The sequence below is a fragment of the Streptomyces broussonetiae genome (assembly GCF_009796285.1).
Taxonomy (GTDB): domain Bacteria; phylum Actinomycetota; class Actinomycetes; order Streptomycetales; family Streptomycetaceae; genus Streptomyces; species Streptomyces broussonetiae.
In genome coordinates, this window is sequence record NZ_CP047020.1 from 1,471,202 (window position 1) to 1,487,039 (window position 15,838).

Sequence of the window (15,838 nt, forward strand, 5' to 3'; positions counted from 1 at the left end):
TCGAAACTTGAAAACCAAAGAGAGCCAGGCCGGTCAAGCGGTGGGGGCGCAGGACAGACAGCGGTGGACAGTGTCTCTCGCAGCTGACAACGTTGTCCAGGCTCTATGCTCGACGCCACATCCTCATACAAACGTCGGATCGGCGCACCACCCTTCCGGGATGCCGATCACACGGATCAGACGGACGACAGGACAGGACGCCGCATCGTGCCCGACACCACCCGCCCCGCAGACCGCCTGCCCGGCAGCCGCTACGGCAACCGCCCGACGATGAAGGACGTCGCGGCGCGGGCCGGTGTGGGGCTCAAGACGGTGTCCCGGGTGGTCAACGGCGAGCCGGGGGTCACGCCGGACACCGAACGCCGGGTGCAGGAGGCCATCGACGCACTGGGCTTCCGCCGCAACGACAGCGCCCGGGTGCTGCGCAAGGGCCGTACGGCCAGCATCGGCCTGGTCCTGGAGGATCTCGCCGACCCCTTCTACGGCCCGCTCAGCCGCGCCGTCGAGGAGGTGGCCCGGGCCCATGGCGCACTGCTGATCAACGGCTCCAGCGCCGAGGACCCCGACCGCGAGCAGGAGCTGGCGCTGGCGCTGTGCGCCCGGCGGGTGGACGGGCTGGTGGTGATCCCGGCCGGGGACGACCACCGCTATCTCGAGCCGGAGATCCGGGCCGGGGTGGCGACCGTGTTCGTGGACCGTCCGGCCGGGCGGATCGACGCCGATGTGGTCCTGTCCGACAACTTCGGCGGCGCCCGGGACGGCGTGGCCCATCTGATCGCCCACGGCCACCGCCGGATCGGGTTCATCGGCGACATGCCCCGCATCCACACGGCGGCCGAGCGGCTGCGCGGCTACCGGGCGGCCATGGAGGAAGCGGGGATACCTGTGGAGGACGCGTGGATGTCCCTCGGGCAGACGAATCCGGAGCGGGTGCGCCGGGCGGCGCGGGAGATGCTCGGCGGACCCGATCCCGTCACCGCGATCTTCACGGGCAACAACCGGGTGACGGTCACCGTGATCCGCGTCCTGGCCGAGCAGTCCCGCCGGGTCGCCCTGGTCGGCTTCGACGACCTCGAGCTGGCCGATCTGCTCGAGCCGGGCCTGACGGTCGTCGCGCAGGACGCGGCCGCCCTCGGCCGTACGGCGGCCGAGCGCCTCTTTCGCCGGCTCGACGGCGGTCTGGTCACCCCGGAGCGCATCGAGCTGCCCACGCGGCTGATCACACGCGGCTCGGGCGAGCTGCCGCCGGCCGACTGAGCCGCGCATGACCGGCCGCACCCTGGAGGAACTCGGCCTCGCCGACGCCCCTCGCGACCATCCGCTGGCCTACCCCGGCGCCCGGCCCGCCGGCTCCGGGCTGCTGCACGGCGACCGGATGCTTCCGCTGGAGCGCCTGGTGTACGACGACCGGGTGCCGGTGCTCGCCGTCGGCTCCAACGCCTGTCCGGGCCAACTGCGGTACAAAATGGCCGAGTTCGGGATCGGCTCCCCGCTGCCGATGGTGCGCTCGCGGGTGTCCGGGCTCGACGTGGGCGTCTCGGCGCACGTCAGCCGCATGGGCTATGTCTCCGCGTCTCCCGTCAAGTCGCCGGACGCGTCTGGGGAGTTGTTTCTTCTCTGGCTGGACCGGCACCAGCTGGAGGTGATCGACGCCAGCGAGGGCGTGCCGTTGCCCGGCGGCAACTTCCGGCGGCTCTGGCTGCCGGCCCCGGACGTACGGGTCGAACTGCCCGACGGTTCCCGGCTCCCCGGGGCGTACTCCTACGTCAACCGCCACGGGGTGCTGCACGACGGCACCGGTGAGCCGCGTCGGCACCTCGCCGACCAGCACAGGCTCCTCACCGAACTCCTCGGGGGATCGGCTCCGTTGCGCGAGCTGTTCGGGACCACTCCGGAGGAGTTCTGCACCCGGGCCCGCCGTGATCCCGGGCTGTGCGCGCGGGGCACGCGGCTGTTCGCCGAGCAGCGCTGGGTGACGGCGTCGGGCCTCGAGCCCTACGCCGACGGCCGGTGGACCGGAAGCCCGGGCACCGGGCCGTCGTTCTTCCCGCCCTCGAAGTAGGCGTCACCGACGCGGTAGACGTCACTGACGCGGACACCGGCAGCAGCGGACGCCGGTGCCGGCCCGCGTTCAGGGGGATCCGGCGGGCAGGCACGGGGAGGAGGCGGCCTGAACCTCCCGTCGGCTCCGGGCTGTTGGAGTGCCGGTCCGGCTGCGCGGCCACGGCGGCGAATCCATCGGCGCCTGCCCGCGCCTTGCCGACGCCGACGCCGACGCCGACACCGAGGCAGCGGGCTTGCCGCGCCTGCCGGACGGGCGCCCGGGCCACCGTGCGTCCGCCGCGCGACCCGAAGGGGCCGCGCTCTCGCAGGATGCCGTCGAGGGAGGACCCCGATCAGCACGCCCGCGGGCGCAGCCCCGAGCCGTACGGTGACGCAGCAGCGTCAGGCCGGCCCCGTCCGAGGTCCGCTACTTCGCGGAGACCGTCAGGTCACCGCGCCGGGGCGCCGCGAAGGACTCCAGGTCGGCGCGGGTCAGGCCGCTGAGGCGGGCGACCTCGGCGATGTCCAGGGCGCCGCAGTCCAGCCCGCGCAGCAGATAGCCGCTGAGCGCCTTGGCGGTGGCGGGCTCGTCCATCACGTCGCCGCCGGCGCGGTTGGCGTAGCGGGCGAGGCGGCCGGCGGCCTGCTCGTAGCCCTCGCGGTAGAAGGCGAAGACGGCGGCGTAGCGGGTCGGGATGTGACCGGGGTGCATGTCCCAGCCCTGGTAGTAGGCGCGGGCCAGGGCGCGGCGGGTGAGGCCGTAGTGCAGCCGCCAGGCGTCGTGGACCTTGGCGGTCGGGCCGACGGGCAGGACGTTCGTGGAGCCGTCGGAGACGCGCACGCCGGTGCCCGCGGCGGCCACCTGCATGACGGCCTTGGCGTGGTCGGCGGCCGGGTGGTCACTGGCCTGGTAGGCGGCGGAGACGCCGAGGCAGGCGCTGTAGTCGAAGGTGCCGTAGTGCAGCCCGGTGGCGCGGCCCCCGGCGGCCTGGATCATCCGGGCGACGGCGGCGGTGCCGTCGGTGGCGAGGATGGACTGGCTGGTCTCGATCTGGATCTCGAAGCCGAGTCGCCCGGCGTCGAGGCCGTGGGCCTTCTCGAAGGCCTCCAGGAGGCGCACGAAGGCGCCGACCTGCTCGGGATACGTCACCTTCGGCAGCGTGAGGACCAGGCCCTCGGGCAGGCCCCCGGCCTCCATCAGGCCGGTGAGGAAGACGTCGAGGGTGCGGATGCCGCGGTCGCGGACAGCCGCCTCCATGCACTTCATACGGATGCCCATGTACGGCGCCGCCGTGCCGTCGCGGTACGCCTCGGCGACCAGGCGGGCCGCGCGGGCCGCCGTCCCGTCCTCCTCGGCGTCGGGGCGGGGGCCGTAGCCGTCCTCGAAGTCGACGCGCAGGTCCTCGATGGGCTCGCGTTCCAGCTTGGCGCGCACGCGCGAGTAGACCGGCTCGGCCAGTTCGTCGGACAGGCCGAGGACGGCCGCGAAGGAGGCGGCGTCGGGGGCGTGCTCGTCGAGGGCGGCGAGGGCCTGGGCGCCCCAGGAGCGGATGGTGTCGGCGGCGAAGGCGTCACCGGGGACGTACACGGTGTGGACGGGCTGCCGGGTGCCGGGGTCCCCGGGGTAGCGGCGCTCCAGCTCCGCGTCGACCGGCGCGAGGGAGGCGCTGATCTCCTCGCTGACGGCACCCGCGAGACTCGTCGCCACCTTCTCCTGCTGACCCATCCCACACCCTCCAATTTTCCGCTGTACGGAATCAACAATCCGTAGAATGAAGTTATCCGGGTGGTTCTCGCTGGTCAACACCCTGTCCGGACGGTGGTCGGCCACCGGGGGATCGTCACCAGAATGCACCGGGGCCCCGGTGACCGACATGGTCACCGGGGCCCCGGGTGCGTGCGGACGCGCCTGGACCGGGATCAGCCCTTGCGGGTCTTGATCTCCTCGGTCAGCTGCGGGACGACGTCGAACAGGTCGCCGACGACGCCGTAGTCGACCAGCTCGAAGATCGGGGCCTCGGGGTCCTTGTTGACGGCCACGATCGTCTTGGAGGTCTGCATACCGGCGCGGTGCTGGATCGCGCCGGAGATGCCGTTGGCGATGTAGAGCTGCGGCGAGACCGACTTACCGGTCTGGCCGACCTGGTTGGTGTGCGGGTACCAGCCGGCGTCGACGGCGGCACGCGAGGCGCCGACGGCCGCACCGAGGGAGTCGGCGAGCGCCTCGATGATCGAGAAGTTCTCGGCGCCGTTGACACCACGGCCGCCGGAGACCACGATCGCGGCCTCGGTCAGCTCCGGGCGGCCCGTGGACTCACGCGGGGTACGGGCGGTGACCTTGGTACCGGTCGCCTTGTCCGAGAAGGTCACGGCGAGGGCCTCGACCGCACCGGCGGCCGGGGCAGCCTCCACGGCGGCCGAGTTCGGCTTGACCGTGATGACCGGGGTGCCCTTGCTGACACGGGACTTGGTGGTGAAGGACGCGGCGAACACCGACTGGGTGGCCACCGGGCCCTCGTCGCCGGCCTCGAGGTCGATGGCGTCGGTGATGATGCCGGAGCCGATGCGCAGCGCCAGACGGGCGGCGATCTCCTTGCCCTCGGCGGAGGACGGGACCAGCACGGCGGCCGGGGACACCTGCTCGTGGGCGGCCTGGAGGGCGTCGACCTTCGGCACGACCAGGTAGTCGGCGTACTCGGACGCGTCGTGGGTGAGGACCTTCACCGCGCCGTGCTCGGCGAGGGTGGCGGCGGTGTCGGCGGCGCCGGCCCCGAGGGCGACGGCGACGGGCTCGCCGATGCGGCGGGCCAGGGTCAGCAGCTCCAGGGTGGGCTTGCGGACGGCACCGTCCACGTGGTCGACGTAGACGAGGACTTCAGCCATGGGATTGCTCTCCTGCGTAACGAAGTTGAGGGGCGGTCAGCGGGTGCGAGCCCTTAGATGAACTTCTGGCTCGCGAGGAACTCAGCGAGCTGCTTGCCGCCCTCGCCCTCGTCCTTGACGATGGTGCCGGCCGTGCGCGCCGGGCGCTCGTTCGCGGCCTCGACCGTGGTGAACGCACCCTCGAGACCGACCTCTTCGGCCTCGACGTCCAGGTCGGACAGGTCCCAGGACTGAACCGGCTTCTTCTTGGCCGCCATGATGCCCTTGAAGGACGGGTAGCGGGCCTCGCCGGACTGGTCCGTCACGGACACGACCGCCGGGAGGGAGGCCTCGAGCTGCTCGCTCGCCGCGTCGCCGTCACGACGGCCCTTGATCACGCCGTCCTCGACGGAGACCTCGGAGAGCAGGGTGACCTGCGGGACACCGAGACGCTCGGCGACCAGCGCCGGCACGACACCCATGGTGCCGTCCGTCGACGCCATGCCGGAGACGACCAGGTCGAAGCCGGCCTTCTCGATCGCCTTGGCGAGCACCAGGGAGGTGCCGATGGCGTCGGTGCCGTGCAGGTCGTCGTCCTCGACGTGGATGGCCTTGTCGGCACCCATCGACAGGGCCTTGCGGAGGGCGTCCTTGGCGTCCTCCGGGCCGACCGTCAGCACGGTGACCTCGGCGTCGCCGTCACCGTCGTAGTTCTCCGCGATCTGGAGGGCCTGCTCGACCGCGTACTCGTCCAGCTCGGAGAGCAGACCGTCCACGTCGTCGCGGTCGACGGTCAGGTCATCGGCGAAGTGCCGGTCGCCAGTGGCGTCGGGCACGTACTTCACAGTGACAACGATCCTCAAGCTCACGCCGGCTCTCCTACTGCATCGACATTTCCGGGCTGCCTCTTGCAGGCAGCATAGGCGCCTCAAGCGGCCGATCCCGGTCGGGGCGTCCGCGCGCTCCGACCGAAATATTACTCGTCAGTACACCCAGTTCATGCCCGCTAAGCAAGCGCTTTGAACTGTGACCTTCGCAACGCAGCGTAACCGGAACTCGACGGCCGCGCGGACGAGGGCTGCACGTCAGTCCCGCAGGCCGTTGAATCGGCCCTGGTGGTACAGGAGCGGGCGGCCGGAGCCGGACGGGTCGCCGAGGACGACCTCGGCAAGCACGATGCGGTGATCACCGGCCGGGACACGGCCGACGATCCGGCAGACCAGCCAGGCGAGCACGCCGTCGAGCACCGGCACGCCCTCCGGTCCGGTACGCCAGGCCGTGGGCGCACCGAAGCGCTCGGCACCGCTGCGGGCGAAGGTGGCGGCCAGCTCGCTCTGGTGCTCACCGAGTATGTGCACGCCGACGTGGTCCGTCTCGGCGATCGCGGGCCAGCTGGAGGCGCCCGTGCCGATGCCGAAGGAGATCAGCGGGGGCTCGGCGGAGACCGAGGTCAGGGAGGTGGCGGTGAAGCCGACGGGGCCGGAGACACCACGTGCGGTGATCACCGCCACACCGGCAGCGTGCCGGCGGAAGGTCGAGCGGAGCAGGTCGGGGGAGGCGAGCCGGGGGCTGCCTAGTTCGGGCGAGGCCGTCATGGAGTTGTCCTTCTGGCGAGGGAGGCTGGGCGTCCCCCACTCGAGCGGAGCCGGGCGCGGGGGAGGGGGCGTGGCGCTCAACAGCCCGGACAGCACGCGCTCGCGGTGCGGGCGAGGTCGACGTGGGCCCGCCCGTGGAGAAGGAGTTCGATCGGCATACGGTCAGGCTGACGATAGGTGGTGGGCGCAGTCAAGTGCCTTCCGGGATCCGGAAAACGCCGCGTCGGCTCCTGAGGCACCCTCACACGGCCTCCCCCAGCGCCGCGATGACGTCGGCCCTGCGGGGCTGCCCCGTGGCACGCCGCACCACGCGGCCGTCCGCGTCGAGGACGAGCACCGTGGGCGTCTTGCGGATCTCCAACTGGCGTACGAGGCCCAGGTGGGCCTCGGCGTCGACCTCGACGTGCGCCACGCCGGGGACCATCGCCGCCACCTCGCCGAGGACGCGCCGGGTGGCCCGGCACGGCGCGCAGAAGGCGCTCGAGAACTGGAGGAGCGTGGCCCGCTCCCCCAGTTCGCCGCCGAGTTCGGCCGCTACCAGCCGTATGCCGTCATCCTGTACGCGCACCCGCGACTCTCCCGCTCCGCCTCTTCCGGTCACCATCCGCACCAGCGCCCATCGGCACGCAAAGATTCCCGCCGCCCGGAAGAGCCCCGGTGGCGGAAGACTCGAATCGCCCGCAAAGGTCACTTAAAGGTCCGAGGTGGGATGTAGGCCGACGTGACGAGGATCTCGCCGCGGCGGGGCACCAGGACTGGCTACCCGCCCGTTCTTCGGGCACGATCTGCGAGACGCCGTAAACCTACGGCTGCGTAACTTTCCCGCCGGGATCCCCCCTTTCCCGAGCAGAGCAGAAAGGGCCCACCCCGCCCATGGCCGAGCTGGTCTACCGTCCCGTCATCGGTTTCGCCAAGACGTTGTTCAAGGTCTGGGACCTGAAGATCGACTGCCAGGGGTCGGAGAACATCCCGCGCTCGGGCGGTGCCGTGCTGGTGAGCAATCACATCAGTTATCTGGACTTCGTCTTCAACGGCCTGGCGGCGCTGCCGCAGAAGCGCCTGGTGCGCTTCATGGCGAAGGAGTCCGTCTTCCGTCACCGGATCTCCGGTCCGCTGATGCGCGGCATGAAGCACATCCCCGTGGACCGCAATCAGGGCGAGGCGGCCTATGCGCACGCACTGGACTCGCTGCGCTCCGGTGAGGTGATCGGGGTCTTCCCGGAGGCCACCATCTCGCAGTCGTTCACGCTCAAGGGCTTCAAGTCCGGTGCGGCCCGGCTCGCCCAGGACGCCGGTGTCCCGCTGGTCCCGATGGCGGTGTGGGGCACGCAGCGGCTGTGGACGAAGGGCCACCCCCGCAACTTCAAGCGCGACCACCTGCCCGTCACCATCCGGGTCGGCGAGGCGGTCGAGGCACCCCGCGACCAGTACGCGGGCGCGATCACCCGCCGACTGCGCGAAGCCGTCCAGGAACTGCTGGAGGTCGCACAGCGCGCCTACCCCGGCCGCCCCAAGGACCCGTCGGACTCCTGGTGGCTCCCCGCCCACCTGGGCGGCACGGCCCCGACGGTGGAACAACTGCGCGCCGCCGAGGCCCACTGACCCGCAGGCGCGTACGGCCGAAGGCGCGCCGGCGGCGGTCCCGCTCGCCCAGGGCCGGGGCGCTCCCACGGTATGTGTACGGCCGCGACGCGCCGGCACGTCCTGCCGGGGGCCCGGCTCGGCAGACGCCCCGGGTGTGCCGGCGCACGGCCGTGCCGAAGGCCTCGAGATCGCGGTGCCGCCGCGGCGGCACCGTCCGACCGCGTGTGCGAGGGTGCCTACGCAGCGTGCGATGCCCGCGAGGTCGTTGTCGGGGCCGATCGTGGGGGCCTCTCCCCGCCCGGCTCCTTCTCCGGGTGGTGGTCCGGGTCCGTTCCGTGGCGGCCGAGCCGCCCCAAGCAGTGGGCGGAGCAGGCCCGTTCGGTGTCCATGAGGTTCGGTGTCACAGAGGATCGCGGACGCCTGCGGGCCGCGGGCGGACCGACCGAAGAGCGGTCCGGGGTCGGCCGACGGCGTGCCGGTGCGGCCGGAGCCCAACCCGGGTTGCGCCTCACCTGGCACGAGAAGGCGTCCTGAGCGCGACCGGCCACCTCGGTCGGGGGCGCCTGCACGCCTGAGGCGGCCGCAGTGGCGGCATCGCGGGCGCCCCGGAACCGAGGGCCGTGGCATCGACGACGTACCCGGCGAGCCTGCGGGCATGCGGACCGGCCCCGTTCCGCACCGAGAGGGATCGTGCCCGCGTGCCGGACGGCGGCAGGGCGCAGCGTACGACGTCGAGGCGGGACATGCCGTCCCAGGGGTCCAGGGCACGGTCGCCGCCGCCTGATCCCTCGTCAACCTCCGCATCTTGCAGGGAAGTTCCCTGCGCGTGGCGCCTCCGCCGCCGCGCGCCGGCGGCCTCGCGACACCGCCCGCGGCAACGGCCGTCACCAGGGCGGAGGCGAGCGCCCGGGGCTCACGCGAGCGGGCCGGCCGCCTCCTCCTGCCGCCGATCCCGGCTCCCCTTGCGGTATTTGCGCCCTTTTCATCCCCCTCTGCTTGCCCTCCATCGCTCACGATCCGCGAGATCCGCGAGTGCGACGGGGTGAGCGGCAGGCGGGGGGCGGGCCGGGGAGCCACCGCCTGCCTCAGAGCGCGTCCGGCAGCGTCTTCCACAGGTACGTCCGGTCCGGTGCGGCCTTCAGGGCACCGATGACGAGCGGATGCGGCTCGGCGTACAGGAGCGGGTGGTCCACCTCGCCGGAGGCCGCGTCGGGGATCCAGGCCAGCCGCTCGCCGTCCAGGGAGAACCGGGCGTCGACACCGGGCTTGTTGCCACGCGGGTCCTGCCGGTGCCAGGCGCCGTGGAAGCGCACGGCGACCAGGCCGTGCACGGCGTGACCGCTGCCGTCGTCGTGCGCCAGCCGTTGGTAGCACAGGGCGGTGGGGATGTCCTCGGCCCGCAGCAGCGCAGCCAGCGCGTGCGCCTTGGCGTAGCAGATGCCGGTGCGCTGCTCCAGCACGTCGGAGGCACGCCAGGTGACGCGTGGGTCGCCGGCGTCGGCGGAGTGCAGGATGGCGTCCCGCACGAACCCATAAGCGGCTCGCGCATAGGCATACGAGTCCGTGGCACCCTCGGCCAGTCGGGCGGCCGTCTCCCGCACCACGGGATGGTGATGGTCGATGACCTCGTCGGCGGCCAAGTAGGCAGAGAGGTCGGCGGTGTTCTGGATCAGCTCCATGGGCGCAGAGCATAGGAATGCGACCACCCGAGCGTCAATGACTTTTCAGGTGGCCGCATATCTATGCACTCCTGCCTGCGGCAGCGCTGCTAGCGCGCCATCTCCTCCTTGACCGCCGCCACGAAGCTGTCGACGTCCTCCTCCGTGGTGTCGAAGGAACACATCCAGCGCACCACTCCGGCGGCCTCGTCCCAGAAGTAGAACCGGAACCGCTGCTGCAGACTCTCGCTCACGTCGTGCGGAAGCCTGGCGAAGACGCCGTTGGCCTGCACCGGGTAGAGGATCTCCACCCCGTGCACCGCGCGCACGCCCTCGGCCAGGCGCTGGGCCATCTCGTTGGCGTGCCGGGCGTTGCGCAGCCACAGGTCCTTCGCCAGCAGCGCCTCCAACTGCACCGAGACGAAGCGCATCTTGGAGGCGAGCTGCATGGACAGCTTCCGCAGGTGCTTCATCTGCCGCACCGCGTCCTGGTTGATGACGACGACGGCCTCACCGAACACGGCGCCGTTCTTCGTCCCGCCGAGCGAGAGGATGTCGACGCCGACCGCGCTGGTGAAAGTCCGCATGGGCACGTCCAGGGAGGCGGCCGCGTTGGCTATGCGCGAGCCGTCCAGGTGCACCTTCATGCCGTGGGCGTGGGCGTGCTCGCAGATCGCACGGATCTCCGCAGGCGTGTAGAGCGTGCCCAGCTCCGTGCTCTGGGTGATCGAGACGACCTGCGGCATCGCGCGGTGCTCGTCCTCGAAGCCCCAGGCCTGCTTGTCGATCAGCTCGGGCGTGAGCTTGCCGTCGGGGGTGGGCACGGTGAGCAGCTTCAGGCCGCCCATGCGCTCGGGGGCGCCGCCCTCGTCGACGTTGATGTGCGCGCTCTCGGCGCAGATCACCGCACCCCAGCGGTCGGTGACGGCCTGGAGCGCGACCACGTTCGCGCCGGTGCCGTTGAACACCGGGAAGGCCTCCGCGCCGGCCCCGAAATGGCTGCGGACGATCTGCTGGAGGTTCTCGGTGTACTCGTCCTCGCCGTACGCCACCTGGTGGCCGCCGTTGGCCAGGGCCAGGGCGGCGAGCACCTCGGGGTGGGCTCCGGCGTAGTTGTCACTGGCGAAACCGCGGACCTGCGGGTCGTGGTGGCGACGCGCGTCGGTCTTGGGTGGGTTCACGGCTTCTCGGTCAGCCACAGACGGTTTCCGTTCACTTCGGCGGCGGGCTTGCTCCAGACGCCCTCGATGGCCTCGGCCAGGTCCTTGACGTCCGTGAAACCCGCGAACTTCGCGTTGGGCCGCTCCGCGCGCATCGCGTCGTGGACCAACGCCTTCACCACCAGGATGGCAGCCGCGGAGGTCAGCCCCTCGGCGCCCTCCGCGGCCTGCGCCTTGCGCAGGCCGTCGGCCATGGCGAGCGCCCACGCCTCGGCGGCGGCCTTGGCCGCGGAGTACGCCGCGTTGCCCGCCGTGGGCTTCGAGGCGCCGGCGGCACTGATCAGCAGGTAGCGACCGCGGTCGCTGCGCAGCAGGCCGTCAAAGAAGGCCAGGGAGGTGTGCTGGACGGTGCGGATCAGCAGCTTCTCCAGCAGGTCCCAGTCCGCGAGATCGGTCTCGGCGAAGTTCGCGCTGCCGCGCCAGCCGCCGACGAGGTGGACCAGGCCGTCGATGCGCCCGTGGTCCTTCTCGATGCGCGCCGCCCAGTCCCGCGTCGAGTCCAGGCTGAGCAGGTCGACCGTCTCGCCGGTGACCGTGGCTCCGCCGTTCGCGTAACGGGCGGCGTCGACGGCCTCCGCCAGGCGCTCGGGGTTGTTGTCGGCGCCGACGACGACCGCGCCCGCCTCTGCGAGCCGGACCAGCGCAGCATGCCCGGCGGGTCCGCCCGCGCCGGCCACCGCGATCACCGCACCCTTGAGAGACCCGTTCCCCACCATGTTCTTCCCCTCTTGAGCAGTGTTCCTCGGGCGGTCGCTCACGCGGCGGCCCGCTCGGCGCCGTCCGCCGTGATGCCCTTGGTGGAGGCAATCACGTTCTTCAGCTTCTTCGACAGCGCCTCATAGAACATGCTCAGCGGAAACTCGTCCGGAAGCACGTCGTCCACGAGCTTGCGCGGCGGCTGCGTCAGGTCCAGGGCGTCCGGGCCCTTGGCCCACTTGGAGCCGGGGTGCGGGGCGAGATAGCCGGCGACCAGCTCGTAGCCGGCGAACCAGTGCACGAGCTTAGGACGGTCGATGCCGTCCCGGTACAGCGTCTCGATCTCGGCGCACAGCTGGTTGGTGACCTGCGGAGCGCGCTCCCAGTCGATGGAGAGCTTGTTGTCGGTCCAGCGGATGACGTCGTGCTTGTGCAGGTAGGCGAAGAGCAGCTGGCCGCCGAGGCCGTCGTAGTTGCGTACACGGTCACCGGTGACCGGGAAGCGGAACATCCGGTCGAAGAGCACCGCGTACTGCACGTCACGGGCCTGCGGGACCCCGTCCGCCTGGAGCTTCACGGCCTCCTTGAAGGCGGTGAGGTCGCAGCGCAGCTCCTCCAGGCCGTACATCCAGAACGGCTGGCGCTGCTTGATCATGAACGGGTCGAACGGCAGGTCGCCGTGGCTGTGGGTGCGGTCGTGGACCATGTCCCACAGCACGAAGGCCTCTTCGCAGCGCTTCTGGTCGTGGACCATCGCGGCGATGTCCTCGGGCAGCTGAAGGCCCAGGAGGTCGACGGCCGCGTCGGTGACCCGGCGGAAGCGGGCGGCCTCGCGGTCGCAGAAGATGCCACCCCAGGAGAAACGTTCCGGCGCCTCGCGCACGGCGATGGTCTCCGGGAAGAGGACCGCCGAGTTGGTGTCGTAGCCGGAGGTGAAGTCCTCGAACGTGATACCGCAGAACAGCGGGTTGTCGTAGCGGGTACGCTCCAGCTCGGCCAGCCAGTCCGGCCAGACCATGCGCAGCACGACCGCCTCGAGGTTGCGGTCCAGGTTGCCGTTCTGCGTGTACATCGGGAAGACGACCAGGTGCTGCAGGCCGTCCGCGCGGTGCGCGGCGGGCTGGAAGGCCAGCAGGGAGTCCAGGAAGTCGGGCACCTCGAAGCCGCCCTCGGCCCAGCGCCGCAAATCCTCCACGGCGGCCTGGTGGTAGGCCTTGTCGTGCGGGAGCAGCGGGGAGAGCAGCTCGATCGCCTCGACGACACGCCGCACGGCCGCCTCGGCGTCGGTCCTGGCCGGGGCACCCTCGACGGCGAAGTCGATCGATCCGTCCTTGCTCTGCCATGGCCGGATCTGCTCCACGGCATCCTTGAGCACGGGCCAGGCCGGGTGCTCAATCACCCTGGTCGATGAAGGAATCTGCCCCTCCATAGCCGCCTGCACAAGAATTTCCGTCATATCCCATCCTCCACGGGAGAACCTCGCGTAAGGACACCGTATGCATACTCGGTTTCCGCCATCAAGAGGTTCATCGGGAAAATATCCTGCCCGACCCCTTGGTCACCGCTGATTTTCCTGCAGTAAACCGTGACGGCGCTCACTTCCGTCGCTTCTGCGGGGTCCCGTCGGGGTGGCGATCCGGTCGGTCAAGGATGCGGGGACTCGCCCACGAGCGAGTGACGGCCGGGGCGCATACCGGCCAGTTGACGCGCGCGGCGCGCACCCGTACGGCGTGCACGTGCGGGTTCATCGCGGGCCCCGGCGATTAGGCTGCGACTCTGCCCGCGCGGACGATGGCGTCCGCCCGTCCCGCGCGTGCCGAGCCGCCGTCGACGGAAGCGAGTCGAACCTTGAACTTCCTTACCATCGGTCACCGCGGGGTCATGGGTGTCGAGCCCGAGAACACCCTTCGTTCGTTCGTTGCCGCGCAGGACGCCGGCCTCGATCTCATCGAACTCGATCTGCACCTGAGCAAGGACGGCGCCCTGGTCGTCATGCACGACGACGAGGTGGACCGTACGACCGACGGCACCGGGCCGATCGCCGACAAGACCCTGGCCGAGCTGCGCGCCCTGGACGCGGGCCGTGGAGAGCGGGTGCCGGTGTTCGAGGAGGTGCTGGACGTGGTGCGTACGCCACTGCAGGCCGAGATCAAGGATGTGGCGGCGGCCCGGGCGCTGGCGGAGGTGATGCACGAGCGGGACCTGGTCGGGCGGGTGGAGGTGTCCTCGTTCCACGACGACGCGATCGCCGAGATCGCCCGGCTGGTGCCGGGGGTGCGCACCGCGCTGATCGGGAGCCGCTACGGCACCGACGTGGTGGAGCGGGCCGTGGCCGTGGGCGCCCCGACCCTCTGCCTCAACATCCGCCGGCTCACCCTGGAGATCGTCGAGCGTGCGCGTGCGTCCGGCCTGCGCATCATCGGCTGGGTGGTCAACACGCAGGATCAGCTGCGGCTGGTGCGCGCCCTGGAGCTGGACGGCGCGACGACCGACTTCCCGGAGATCAAGCGCACCGCCCGCTTCACCGCGTGAGGGTCACACCAGCGGCTTGACCAGCAGCTCGAACTGGAGGTCGTCGCGCTGCGGGATGCCGAAGCGCTCGTCGCCGTACGGGAACGGGCTCATCTGTCCCGTACGGCGGTAGCCGCGGCGCTCGTACCAGGTGATCAGGTCGTTCCGTACGGAGATCACCGTCATGTGCATCTCCGTGACACCCCAGTCCTCGCGGGCCTGGCGCTCCGCCTCGGCCATGACCACCTTGCCGAGGCCGGCGCCCTGCAGGGCGGGGCTGACGGCGAACATGCCGAAGTAGGCGTGGTCGCCGCGGTGTTCGAGCTGGCAGCAGGCGACGACGCCGCCGTCCTGCTCCACCGTCAGCAGTCGGCTGTCCGGCGACTTGATCACCTCGAGCACGCCCTCGGGGTCGGTGCGCTGTCCCTGTAGGATGTCCGCCTCGGTGGTCCACCCGGTTCGACTGGAGTCGCCGCGGTAGGCCGACTCGATCAGCGCGACCAGGACGTCCACGTCGGCGTCCGTCGCGGCGCGGAAGGTGAGTCCGTTGGCGGGGTTGTCCATGGGGCGGCCTTTCGATCTCGGGCGTGGCTGAGCCAGGGTCGAGGGTAACCCTGCCACTAGGCTCCGCCTGCATGGTGCACGTACTCAACAGCCGGACGCTGCTCACCCCCACCGACCCCGAGCGCTCCCGCGCCTTCTACGGCGAGCAGCTGGGGCTGTCCGTCTACCGCGAGTTCGGTACCGGCCCCGAGCGCGGGACGGTGTACTTCCTCGGCGGCGGCTTCCTGGAGGTCTCCGGGCGCTCCCAGACCCGGCCGTCGCCCGCGGTACGGCTGTGGCTGCAGGTCGACGACGTGACGGCCGCGCACGAGGAACTGCGGGAGAAGGGCGTCGGCATCGTCCGGCCGCCGGTGAAGGAGCCGTGGGGCCTGATCGAGATGTGGATCGCCGATCCGGACGGCGTCCCCATCGCCCTGGTGGAGATCCCGACGGACCATCCGATGCGGTACCGGCCGGGAATCTGAGAGGGGCACCGCCGGGGCGGGACGGGCGGCACCGGCCGGGACACCCACGCGGCACGGGCCGGGGTGGGCCGGGACCGGCGGCACCGGCCGGGAATCCGCCAGGGCCCGCGCCGGGGCCCTCGCGAGACCAACAAGGCTCCGGGGTGATTGCCCCCCCCAGGGCCCGGTCCGACAGCGGCCCAGCACCGGCACAACACCTGGGCGGGCCCCCGCGCACGTACCGTTGCCGAGCCGTGTGCCGGGCCGGCTGGGCAGTCCGGCGGCCGGCAGGGCGAGGGGGCCTGAGGCCCGTCCGCCGGACAGGCCGACATCCACGCCGGGCACGGGCATCCCACGCCGGGTTCGCCGCTCGGCCGGACTCATGCCGGGTACCGGCCCGGGACCGGAGGGAATCCGGCCGGAACCGGCCGGGGCCCGGTCCGACAGCGGCCCAGCACCGGCACAACACCTGGGCGGGGGCCCGGTGCGGCACCGGTCCCCCGTCCGAAGCCCGCACCCTCGACACCACCCGGGCAAAGCATGTCCGCCCTCCCTCCGTGCTGTCCCGGCCCGCGGTGCCCACGGGCTCGGGGCGTGCGGCAGCTGGGGTCGGGTCCTCGGTGTCGGCTCGGATGGCCGGGGTCGTGGGCGGGGGTTAGCGT

14 protein-coding genes and 1 pseudogene are annotated in these 15,838 nt (G+C 71.5%); 5 read left to right on the forward strand and 10 right to left on the reverse strand.

The window, feature by feature from the left end; translation table 11 throughout:
* Window positions 1-207 precede the first annotated feature (207 nt).
* On the forward strand, window positions 208-1,257 hold the full coding sequence (locus tag GQF42_RS07040) for a LacI family DNA-binding transcriptional regulator (protein ID WP_158918678.1): 1,050 nt from the start codon (window positions 208-210) through the stop codon (window positions 1,255-1,257).
* Between the two features lie 7 nt (window positions 1,258-1,264).
* Entirely contained in the window at window positions 1,265-2,062 is a 798-nt protein-coding gene (locus GQF42_RS07045) for a hypothetical protein (protein WP_158918680.1), read from the forward strand.
* A 408-nt stretch (window positions 2,063-2,470) separates the two neighbouring features.
* Here the strand turns inward: GQF42_RS07045 and GQF42_RS07050 are convergent, their stop codons facing one another.
* The 5 genes and pseudogenes from GQF42_RS07050 to GQF42_RS07070 form a co-directional block, all read right to left on the reverse strand.
* A complete protein-coding gene (locus GQF42_RS07050) occupies window positions 2,471-3,769 on the reverse strand; it encodes a DUF6986 family protein (RefSeq protein WP_158918682.1) in 1,299 nt (432 codons plus the stop codon).
* A 194-nt stretch (window positions 3,770-3,963) separates the two neighbouring features.
* A complete protein-coding gene (locus tag GQF42_RS07055; RefSeq protein ID WP_158918684.1) occupies window positions 3,964-4,926 on the reverse strand; it encodes an electron transfer flavoprotein subunit alpha/FixB family protein in 963 nt (320 codons plus the stop codon).
* Window positions 4,927-4,979: 53 nt separating this feature from the next.
* On the reverse strand, window positions 4,980-5,774 hold the full coding sequence (locus GQF42_RS07060; protein ID WP_158918686.1) for an electron transfer flavoprotein subunit beta/FixA family protein: 795 nt from the start codon (window positions 5,772-5,774) through the stop codon (window positions 4,980-4,982).
* Window positions 5,775-5,990: 216 nt separating this feature from the next.
* A complete protein-coding gene (locus GQF42_RS07065) occupies window positions 5,991-6,500 on the reverse strand; it encodes a flavin reductase family protein (RefSeq protein ID WP_158918688.1) in 510 nt (169 codons plus the stop codon).
* A gap of 241 nt (window positions 6,501-6,741) precedes the next feature.
* Window positions 6,742-7,120: pseudogene (locus tag GQF42_RS07070) on the reverse strand (TlpA family protein disulfide reductase).
* 253 nt (window positions 7,121-7,373) lie between these two features.
* On the opposite strand from GQF42_RS07070, the gene GQF42_RS07075 reads away from it, so the two are divergent.
* A complete protein-coding gene (locus GQF42_RS07075; RefSeq protein ID WP_158918692.1) occupies window positions 7,374-8,102 on the forward strand; it encodes a lysophospholipid acyltransferase family protein in 729 nt (242 codons plus the stop codon).
* Between the two features lie 1,067 nt (window positions 8,103-9,169).
* Here the strand turns inward: GQF42_RS07075 and GQF42_RS07080 are convergent.
* From GQF42_RS07080 to GQF42_RS07095, 4 genes are all read right to left on the reverse strand, one after another.
* Window positions 9,170-9,763, reverse strand: coding sequence for a transglutaminase domain-containing protein (locus GQF42_RS07080; protein WP_158918694.1), 594 nt, complete (start codon window positions 9,761-9,763; stop codon window positions 9,170-9,172).
* 89 nt (window positions 9,764-9,852) lie between these two features.
* Window positions 9,853-10,923 carry a threonine aldolase family protein gene (locus GQF42_RS07085; RefSeq protein WP_158918697.1) on the reverse strand — a complete coding sequence of 357 codons (1,071 nt, stop codon included), beginning with the start codon at window positions 10,921-10,923 and terminating at the stop codon, window positions 9,853-9,855.
* The gene (locus GQF42_RS07090) at window positions 10,920-11,678 is read right to left on the reverse strand and encodes an SDR family oxidoreductase (RefSeq protein WP_158918699.1); all 759 of its coding nucleotides are present in this window, start codon (window positions 11,676-11,678) and stop codon (window positions 10,920-10,922) included. The genes GQF42_RS07085 and GQF42_RS07090 overlap by 4 nt, the downstream gene beginning before the upstream one ends.
* Window positions 11,679-11,716: 38 nt before the next feature.
* Window positions 11,717-13,114 (reverse strand): DUF6421 family protein, encoded by a 1,398-nt coding sequence (locus GQF42_RS07095; protein WP_158918701.1) that lies wholly within the window; start codon window positions 13,112-13,114, stop codon window positions 11,717-11,719.
* 392 nt (window positions 13,115-13,506) lie between these two features.
* Here GQF42_RS07095 and GQF42_RS07100 point away from each other — a divergent pair, with 392 nt between their 5' ends.
* On the forward strand, window positions 13,507-14,190 hold the full coding sequence (locus GQF42_RS07100; protein ID WP_158918703.1) for a glycerophosphodiester phosphodiesterase: 684 nt from the start codon (window positions 13,507-13,509) through the stop codon (window positions 14,188-14,190).
* A gap of 3 nt (window positions 14,191-14,193) precedes the next feature.
* Here GQF42_RS07100 and GQF42_RS07105 read toward each other — a convergent pair whose 3' ends face one another.
* The gene (locus tag GQF42_RS07105) at window positions 14,194-14,733 is read right to left on the reverse strand and encodes a GNAT family N-acetyltransferase (RefSeq protein WP_158918705.1); all 540 of its coding nucleotides are present in this window, start codon (window positions 14,731-14,733) and stop codon (window positions 14,194-14,196) included.
* A 71-nt stretch (window positions 14,734-14,804) separates the two neighbouring features.
* On the opposite strand from GQF42_RS07105, the gene GQF42_RS07110 reads away from it, so the two are divergent.
* Window positions 14,805-15,197: a VOC family protein gene (locus tag GQF42_RS07110; RefSeq protein ID WP_158918707.1), complete on the forward strand. Its 393-nt coding sequence runs from the start codon at window positions 14,805-14,807 to the stop codon at window positions 15,195-15,197.
* The last annotated feature ends 641 nt before the right edge of the window (window positions 15,198-15,838 follow it).

Coding starts and splice junctions, on each gene's coding strand:
- GQF42_RS07045 (WP_158918680.1), top strand. CDS start 1,265: ATGACCGGCCGCACCCTGGAGGAACTCGGCCTCGCCGACGCCCCTCGC.
- GQF42_RS07050 (WP_158918682.1), bottom strand. CDS start 3,769: ATGGGTCAGCAGGAGAAGGTGGCGACGAGTCTCGCGGGTGCCGTCAGC.
- GQF42_RS07055 (WP_158918684.1), bottom strand. CDS start 4,926: ATGGCTGAAGTCCTCGTCTACGTCGACCACGTGGACGGTGCCGTCCGC.
- GQF42_RS07065 (WP_158918688.1), bottom strand. CDS start 6,500: ATGACGGCCTCGCCCGAACTAGGCAGCCCCCGGCTCGCCTCCCCCGAC.
- GQF42_RS07075 (WP_158918692.1), top strand. CDS start 7,374: ATGGCCGAGCTGGTCTACCGTCCCGTCATCGGTTTCGCCAAGACGTTG.
- GQF42_RS07080 (WP_158918694.1), bottom strand. CDS start 9,763: ATGGAGCTGATCCAGAACACCGCCGACCTCTCTGCCTACTTGGCCGCC.
- GQF42_RS07090 (WP_158918699.1), bottom strand. CDS start 11,678: ATGGTGGGGAACGGGTCTCTCAAGGGTGCGGTGATCGCGGTGGCCGGC.
- GQF42_RS07095 (WP_158918701.1), bottom strand. CDS start 13,114: ATGACGGAAATTCTTGTGCAGGCGGCTATGGAGGGGCAGATTCCTTCA.
- GQF42_RS07105 (WP_158918705.1), bottom strand. CDS start 14,733: ATGGACAACCCCGCCAACGGACTCACCTTCCGCGCCGCGACGGACGCC.
- GQF42_RS07110 (WP_158918707.1), top strand. CDS start 14,805: ATGGTGCACGTACTCAACAGCCGGACGCTGCTCACCCCCACCGACCCC.